The organism is Dolichospermum sp. LEGE 00246 (assembly GCF_015207865.1).
Classification (GTDB): domain Bacteria; phylum Cyanobacteriota; class Cyanobacteriia; order Cyanobacteriales; family Nostocaceae; genus Dolichospermum; species Dolichospermum heterosporum.
The window spans coordinates 1-7,694 of sequence record NZ_JADEWA010000260.1; the positions used below are offsets into that span (position 1 = coordinate 1).

General features: G+C 38.5%; 6 protein-coding genes and 1 pseudogene. 4 read left to right on the forward strand and 3 right to left on the reverse strand.

Features of this window, described 5'->3' with window-relative positions:
* Window positions 1-265: pseudogene (locus IQ228_RS26700) on the reverse strand (hypothetical protein); the annotation flags it as partial.
* Window positions 266-1,175: 910 nt separating this feature from the next.
* On the opposite strand from IQ228_RS26700, the gene IQ228_RS16525 reads away from it, so the two are divergent.
* A complete protein-coding gene (locus IQ228_RS16525) occupies window positions 1,176-1,526 on the forward strand; it encodes a hypothetical protein (RefSeq protein ID WP_027402922.1) in 351 nt (116 codons plus the stop codon).
* Between the two features lie 3 nt (window positions 1,527-1,529).
* Here IQ228_RS16525 and IQ228_RS16530 read toward each other — a convergent pair whose 3' ends face one another.
* Window positions 1,530-2,516 carry a cyanophycin synthetase gene (locus tag IQ228_RS16530; RefSeq protein ID WP_027402923.1) on the reverse strand — a complete coding sequence of 329 codons (987 nt, stop codon included), beginning with the start codon at window positions 2,514-2,516 and terminating at the stop codon, window positions 1,530-1,532.
* A gap of 488 nt (window positions 2,517-3,004) precedes the next feature.
* Here IQ228_RS16530 and IQ228_RS16535 point away from each other — a divergent pair, with 488 nt between their 5' ends.
* Window positions 3,005-3,262 carry a hypothetical protein gene (locus IQ228_RS16535; protein WP_027402924.1) on the forward strand — a complete coding sequence of 86 codons (258 nt, stop codon included), beginning with the start codon at window positions 3,005-3,007 and terminating at the stop codon, window positions 3,260-3,262.
* 185 nt (window positions 3,263-3,447) lie between these two features.
* On the opposite strand, the gene IQ228_RS16540 is transcribed toward IQ228_RS16535, so the two are convergent.
* On the reverse strand, window positions 3,448-5,553 hold the full coding sequence (locus tag IQ228_RS16540) for a M3 family metallopeptidase (RefSeq protein WP_193963585.1): 2,106 nt from the start codon (window positions 5,551-5,553) through the stop codon (window positions 3,448-3,450).
* A 537-nt stretch (window positions 5,554-6,090) separates the two neighbouring features.
* Here IQ228_RS16540 and IQ228_RS16545 point away from each other — a divergent pair.
* Both IQ228_RS16545 and IQ228_RS16550 read left to right on the forward strand, forming a co-directional pair.
* Entirely contained in the window at window positions 6,091-6,879 is a 789-nt protein-coding gene (locus IQ228_RS16545; protein ID WP_193963587.1) for a dienelactone hydrolase family protein, read from the forward strand.
* 94 nt (window positions 6,880-6,973) lie between these two features.
* The gene (locus tag IQ228_RS16550; protein ID WP_027402927.1) at window positions 6,974-7,351 is read left to right on the forward strand and encodes a DUF1823 family protein; all 378 of its coding nucleotides are present in this window, start codon (window positions 6,974-6,976) and stop codon (window positions 7,349-7,351) included.
* Window positions 7,352-7,694: the final 343 nt, after the last annotated feature.

A 7,694-nucleotide genomic window follows, 5' to 3' on the forward strand; every position in this document is an offset into this window, starting at 1 on the left:
CAAAAAGTATAACTGATGATTGATCCAATTCTACTTTTTCCTTTAATACCTTAACAAACTTAATAATTTTATTAAGTTTGTACTGTAGATTTTTCACTTCCTCTATAAGTTTATTGATAGATATTAGTCCGCTATTTTCCAACTCAATTATTTCTGCAAATATTTCATCTTGCGGGTTAGCATTATTCAGGCACTTTTCCAGGAATTCTATCTTTTCCTGAAAGTTGGTAATAGTCTCTTCTGGGAGTATAAAGCTGTATACCATTTTTTACGTACCTGTCTGGTGATATTATAGCGGTATGCACTTGAGCGAGATACAGTCAGCGAATTGTAAAGCCTGTAGGGGCGCAGGGTCTGCGCCCTAGATTGTATTGCATCCTAGCGATAACCGCTATATGCGCTTTCTTAAAAATATTTTAACTGAAAAACCCATAATAATCCAGTCTGCCAGTTACTAATATAGCCTTAGCCAGCCTTAGCCAAAAATCGTTAAATCGAACTTTATTGGCTTAAACTAAACTTTTGTAGGGTGCGTTAGCAATAGCGTAACTCGCATATTATTCACCTTGAAATTATCCTCCAAATCATGGATAATACAATGTAACAACCAAATAAACCCTAGCACTCACAGGGGTTGAGTGCTAATTTCTAGCTTAATCTTGAAACTGATGTAGTAGGCAAAAATTCTCCTTTTCCTAGATAGAGTTAGCGGACTTTTCTGCAATAGATTATTGCCCAAAAGTCAAGTTTCTCGACAGTTGATGAATTCATTTGGAGGACTAGAGTCAGTAACCCAGCCCTAAAGGGACTGAGCTTGCAAGAGTAATCAAGCAAGCCGTACTGACCAGACCACCCTGAGTTTACTCTCATGGTAGCCGTTATTTGAGTCACGACACCCCGGAATGCGTTGCTAGTTCCCTGCTCTGTCATTTGCAATTAAACAGTTTTAAGGTCACTAAAACAGTGTTGCAAGTCTAAAAAGCTCTTATAACTGGTCGTTCGCGCAGCGTGCCGTAGGCATCAGCTAACATTACCCCAGAAATGGGAGTTGGTTTCCCGATTCCAATCAAAAATCTGGTTTTAATTTTAATATCCACAGCGGTTAAAACCGCTCGTGTCGTTTCCCTCTCAGGTCTAAAGACGCGCTCGTTTCCCACTTACCGGGTATTCTTATGATTAAATACAGTTTCAATCTGGTAGGTGTATCTCCTGTTTTGCATTTTTTCAATCACCAACAACAGAGTTTTATAAAACCGCAGCATCAAGGCATAGAATATATAGGAACTCATACTTGCACATTAGATGCCTTTCTATCATCCATAGAACCAATCCCCGTTAAATGGGGTTGGAACTTAGATCAAGTAGTAGATACAGTCATTGACTTTTGGATGAATAATGCTGAAAGTATTAACTATTGGAAATCCCGCTTAAACGATGCCGGACATGATAGTTTACTCGTAGCTAGAGTCGCAGATATGAACTCTTTGTCAGAGGAACTTGAATCACTACTCAGAAAAAACTTGTAATCCTTAACTCTCATTCTCTATCACCTGGAGAATTTTCAAATATAACTCTTCCACTCTCTTTGCTGCTAATTTACCACTAGCAGCATAGTGATTTAACCCAGGAGAACCATTGACTTCAATCAGCGTATAATCTACCATCGGCATAGTAATATCATCGGTAAGTATGTCCACCCCAGCTAATCTTAGTCCAATATCTTTAGTCATATTAATTGCTAACTTCTGAAAATCAGGATGAATAGTTTCCGAAAAATCCACCGCTTCACCGCCACTCGATAAATTAGCACTATCCAAAAGATAAACAGTATGATCACGAGGAATCACACTATCCCAATCAAAATTTTGTGTTTTTAATTTTTGGGAAATGCGAAAATCATCAAATTTAATCACATTTTTTCTACCCGTATTAATAATTTTTTCCTGTTTTTGTTGTAGCAACTCCAAAACATTAGATATACCATCACCAACAACACATAAAGGAATTCTTTGATAAGCCGTAATCACCTCATCATCCAACACCACAATTCTATAGTCATTACCACTGTAAAACTTTTCAACAATCAACCCTGATTTAATTTGGAATATCTTATTAGCAACATCATAATATTCCTCCTGATTATGCACCTTAGTCACCAATATACCTTGACTCAGATTTAGCGGCTTAACAATCACAGGAAATCCCATTGATTGTGCATAATTAAATCCATCATCAATATTTCGAGGATGAGCTATTTTAGCACACATCTGATCACTAAAAAATGTCTTTCCCTCTGTCACCCGATATCCAAAGTGCTTCAGGAAAAAATTACTATAGGCTTTATCTTTAGCTAATTCGGCTGAGGCGAAACCATTAATATTCAATTTGGCATGACTAAAAACTGACTTTTTCCCATTTTTAAAAGTAATATGCCCCACAAATTCATATTCTGGTTCAACTAAAACCACAGCCCCTATTTGCAATGCTACTTTTTGGATGATTGATGTAATTGACATTTTTTATTTTCTCGGATTCTTTCAAAATTACCCTGAAAAAGTATGGCAATATTCGTAAATATTTCCCAACCGAAACCTCAAATCATTCCTGAATTATGCCATATAAGCAATTGGACAAAAATATTTACAGTCATTGCGAGGGAAGGGAAGCAATCACAACCCTGGCGATTGCTTCATTTCACTTTATTCCATATGGCTAACGCCACGCAACGCTTACGCAATAACATTGTATATAATTAATTCTGTATCACTACTTATTACACAATGACTTTAGTTGTTATGTGTATCTAAACACTAAGTTGCTCAGTAAATACCCATTGACATCAAATAAAACTAAACATTCTTAAAAGATAAGTTGTTGCATCACGTATTGACAATTTTGAAAATGTGTAATAACAAGGTGGCATCATCAATAAAAAACGCTAGTACATCTTTAGCTAAGAGACATACTAACGCCCTTCACTCAAATTCATACGCATAAAATAATCATGCCACAAAATACGGATTACAAAAATATCACCTCAGAAAATCAAGCCATGCCTACAGCAAGAGAAGATAACGCCTACAAAAAAAGGCTGAATGGTTGGGCTGTAGCCCGTGTTGTCACAGAACAAGAAAAAGTAATTGTTTCCCGGTTTCGCAGTCGTTCTGATGCCGAAGGCTATATTCAGCACATCCGTCAGATGATTCCTAACACTGTTTTTGAGCTTTTCTTTGATTGCCAACGGGAAGAAGTTGTCATTTAACACTCTCAACGAGATTCTTGGTTCACCGAAACCACTTAATTTGGATTCCTTGCGTTCTCTAAACCAGAGGTGGGGTTCTCCCCAAGGGACTTCGGGTATTCCTGTAAATCCACAAGAGACAAGAGGTAAGAGGCACAATTCAAGATAAATATTCTCCTCATTCCCTCATCCCTTCGACTTCTAACTTACACAGCAGCCAGCAGTCCATTGTGCTTGAGTAAAGCCTTGGTACTGGGTTTTCGTCCCCGGAAGGTTTTAAATACATCCATTGGATGCTGACTGCCACCTAGTGCTAACACCGTGTCTCGGTAACGTCTGCCAATTGCCTGAATTGCAGGTTCATCTTCCAAACCTACTTCTTCAAAAGCGGCAAAAGCATCAGCACTGAGAACTTCAGCCCATTTATAGCTATAATATCCCGCTGCATAACCCCCTTCAAAAATATGACCGAAAGCACATAAAAACGCATCCTGGGGTAATGGTGGTAACACAGTCGTTAACCTAGCAATCCGGTTTCGCACATCTGTCACAGTTTCCTGACTATTAGGGCAATAGCGGTAATGTAACTCCAAATCCACACTACTAAAATCCAGTTGCCGCAACATAGTTGAACCACTCATGTAATTACGTGCCGCCAACAATTTTTGGTAGTAATGTTCTGGTAATGCTTCCCCTGTTTCATAATGTTTCGCCATGCCAAACAAGGTTTGGCGGTCATAACACCAGTTTTCCATAAACTGGCTCGGTAATTCCACTGCGTCCCACTCAACATTATTAATACCTGCTGCCCCCAGATAATTCACCTTAGTCAGCATATGATGTAAACCATGTCCAAATTCATGGAACAATGTCTCAACTTCATCAAAAGCCATTAAACTCGGATTACCATCTACAGGGGGAGTTTGATTACACATCAAATAAGCTACAGGTAGCCGAATAGTAGTTAAACCATTTTCTGTAACTTTGCGACGGTGAATACAAGCATCCATCCAAGCACCACCACGCTTTTCCGCAGGACGACTGTAAGCATCTAGGTAAAAATAGGCAATGGGTTCACCATATTTATCAGCAATTTGGAAATAACGAACATCCTCATGCCATATTGGGGCTTGACCATCAGCAGGTGTCACCGTCACCCCAAATAGCCTTTTTACCAGCCCAAATAGCCCATCTAGAACTTGAGGCAGGGGAAAATAGGGAATTAACTCCTCGGCAGTAAAGGCAAATTGTTCTTCCCGTTGACGTTCAGCCCAAAAGCTAATATCCCAATGCTGCAAATTTTCGGCTTCTACGGCTCCTTTCGCCTTGGCAAAGGCTTTGAGTTGTTCTAAATCTTTGACAGCAGCATTATAACTAGCTTGACGGAGTTCTTCTAACAGCCTTTCTACAGAGGAAATATCCTTAGCCATCTTACTAGCCAAACTCAGTTCAGCAAAAGTTTCAAAGCCAATTAATTTAGCTAGTTCTTTTCTTAGCTCTAAAATTCGTATAATCAAAGGATTATTATCTAATTCCCCGGAAGATGCCCGGGTAATGTAAGCCTTATAGAGTTTTTCCCGCAAATCCCGCCTGGTACTGTGCTGCATGAATGGGAAATAACTAGGAAAATCTAAAGTAATATGCCAAGGTCCATGTTCCGGGGTGGCATTTTCTTCACCAGATGCACGAGCAACTTGGGCTGCAAGACTCAAAAAGCTACTTGGTAAGCCATCAATGTCTTGTGGGGTGGTGAGAATTAAAATAAAGCCTTTAGTCGCATCTAGAACGTGATTAGCAAACCTAGTTGCCAGTTCTGCTAATTCCATCTGGATAGTATTAAAACGCTCTCTATCTTTTCCTTCTAAACCAACACCAGACAATTCTGCATCCCGAATTGCAGCTTTGATAATTCTCTGCTGGGCTGAATCTAAAGTTTCCCAACTAGGACTATTGCGAATTGCTTTGAACGCACTATAAATAGGTTTACTTTGACCCAGGATATTCATAAACTGAACTACTTGCGGCTGTACCTTTTCATAGGCAATACGTAGTTCTGGACTATTTTTTACACCCATTAAATGATTCAGTATTCCCCAACTCCAATTTAGTCTTTCTGTCAATTTTTCTAGAGGTTCTACTAAACCGTTCCAAGTAGGCTCTATATTTGCCTCTAAGTCAATTAATTGCTTTTCCAGTTCTGCCAATAGATGACTAAAAGCTGGTTCGACTTGCTCTGATTTAATATCCGCAAATACGGGTAAACTACAGCCTTGAAGTAGGGGATTCTGATAAATAGTAGCACTTGCACGCATGGTAGTGAGTTAATAGCCGATGAATTAGTGGGGAACAACGATTGATTTTTCTTTATATAACTAATAATTTAGCGTTGCGACAAAATTTCGCGTTGCTAGAATGGCAATCTTACTCAACAGATACAGAAATTAGGAGACCAGAATCAAATAAGTATATTTCTATACGAAAAATAATTAAATCTACCTCTATTCCTATGCCAGTTATACAAAAAGTTCATTCTGATAGTGTATCGTAGTGTGGCGTAAACCATACTACTGCAACTTTATAACTACTGAATTTGTTTTTGATGGCTCAGATACATAGGGCTACTATTTGATTTTTGATAGCGTAGCGTAAGCCATACAAGCTGTAAACCGTAAACCCCATCGAATCAACGATTGAGTCTCGGTATAATGAACAAGAATCAAACCGGACTCCCATATCATAGGAAAGCTAAAAGCAGAATTTTAGCAACTATTTTCCCAATAATTACTTTTATTTTGTCGAGTTTTGTGGCGATAATTCACCATAATCAATTTTGAATACTTAATAAAGGTATGAAATTTTTACTTTCTGTTTTGCTGACACCTGCGGTGGTTTTGTTGAGTTCTGCTCATGTATTAGCAGCAATTAAAACCAAAATAATTGAGTATAAGCAAGGAAACACAGTATTGGAAGGATATCTTGCTTATGATGATGCTATTAAAGTTAAACGTCCCGGTGTATTAGTAGTTCATGAATGGAATGGGTTACAGTCTTATGCCAAAAAACGAACCCAACAGTTGGCTAAATTGGGATATGTGGCTTTTGCCGCCGATATTTATGGTAAAGGAATTAGACCAAAAAACATCGAAGAATCAGGTAAACAAGCAACTATTTATCGTCAAGATCGAAAATTACTCCGCGAACGGGCAAAAGCTGGGTTACAAGTTTTACAAAATTATCCCTTAACTGACTCTAAACACATTGCTGCCATTGGGTATTGCTTCGGTGGTGGTACAGTCTTAGAATTAGCCCGTAGTGGTGTTAATATTGCAGGTGTAGTTAGTTTTCATGGCAACCTAGACACACCCAATCCTAATGATGCTAAAAATATTAAAGCTAAGGTATTAGTATTGCATGGCGCTGATGATCCCTTTGTCCCAGAAGCGCAAGTCCAAGGTTTTGAAAGAGAAATGCGTCTAGGTAATGTGAACTGGCAACTAATATACTATGGTGGTGCGCTTCATTCTTTCACTAATCCAGAAGCCAAAAATAATCCCAAAGGTGCTGTTTATAATTCAATGGCAGATCAGCGTTCTTGGCAAGCTATGCGACAGTTTTTTGCCGAAATATTTGCTAAGTAATATTTTGTGGGTTTGATCACTGATTATATCTGCAAAGACTGGTAATTGGTAAAATTATTACCTATTATCTATTCCTTCCCCTTACCTGGAAATCATGTCTAATCTTCCACCGCTAAATACAGAAACAATTTGGGCAATTATTAACGATACAATTGATGATACCACTGTAAACCAATTATTATGGTATCACTTAGGTTATCGTTATGATGGGATTACAGAAACTTGGGATAATAGTCAAGTATCATCAACATGGCGAGATGAATATTCACAACCACCGGATTTTATTGCTTCTCGTCCAGCAATTATGAAATTAACTCGTTCTATTCCCCAGGAAAATAAACAGATACTCAAGGAAAGACTCGGTTTTAAAGGCTACAAAATTGGTGAATTTGGTCCTCGACAAACTCGCAGAGCCACATCAGCAAATTGGTTATTAAGTTATATGTTAATAACCACTGGTACAATTGAGTAAAATTGCTATATTTAGCAATTACTTAAAATATCCCCAACTTCTCTAAGTAGTTGGGGATATAAGCCTTGCGTCCGATTTGCAAAATTAAATTATAAGGAAAATGCCGAAAACCCTTGAAGATGTTGCTGACTCAGGAAGCCACATCTGTGCTTTAGACAAGGGATGAAGGCTAGTACCGCAAGGCGGAAGTCAAAAGTCAAAAGTCAAAAGTCAAAAGTCAAAATGAAGACAGTATAGGCTTTTGGAGGATTTAGAATAGTTGGTTTATTTCCGCCAAGCTGTACTAGTAGTCTGTCAAGGCGAAAATGACGGGTGAAGGCAAGCAGGGGGGCAGGGGGGCAGG

Bases quoted from the DNA above. Each gene is read 5' to 3' on its own strand.
- IQ228_RS16545 (WP_193963587.1), top strand. From the start codon at position 6,091: ATGAAATTTTTACTTTCTGTTTTGCTGACACCTGCGGTGGTTTTGTTG.
- IQ228_RS16530 (WP_027402923.1), bottom strand. From the start codon at position 2,516: ATGTCAATTACATCAATCATCCAAAAAGTAGCATTGCAAATAGGGGCT.
- IQ228_RS16535 (WP_027402924.1), top strand. From the start codon at position 3,005: ATGCCACAAAATACGGATTACAAAAATATCACCTCAGAAAATCAAGCC.
- IQ228_RS16550 (WP_027402927.1), top strand. From the start codon at position 6,974: ATGTCTAATCTTCCACCGCTAAATACAGAAACAATTTGGGCAATTATT.
- IQ228_RS16540 (WP_193963585.1), bottom strand. From the start codon at position 5,553: ATGCGTGCAAGTGCTACTATTTATCAGAATCCCCTACTTCAAGGCTGT.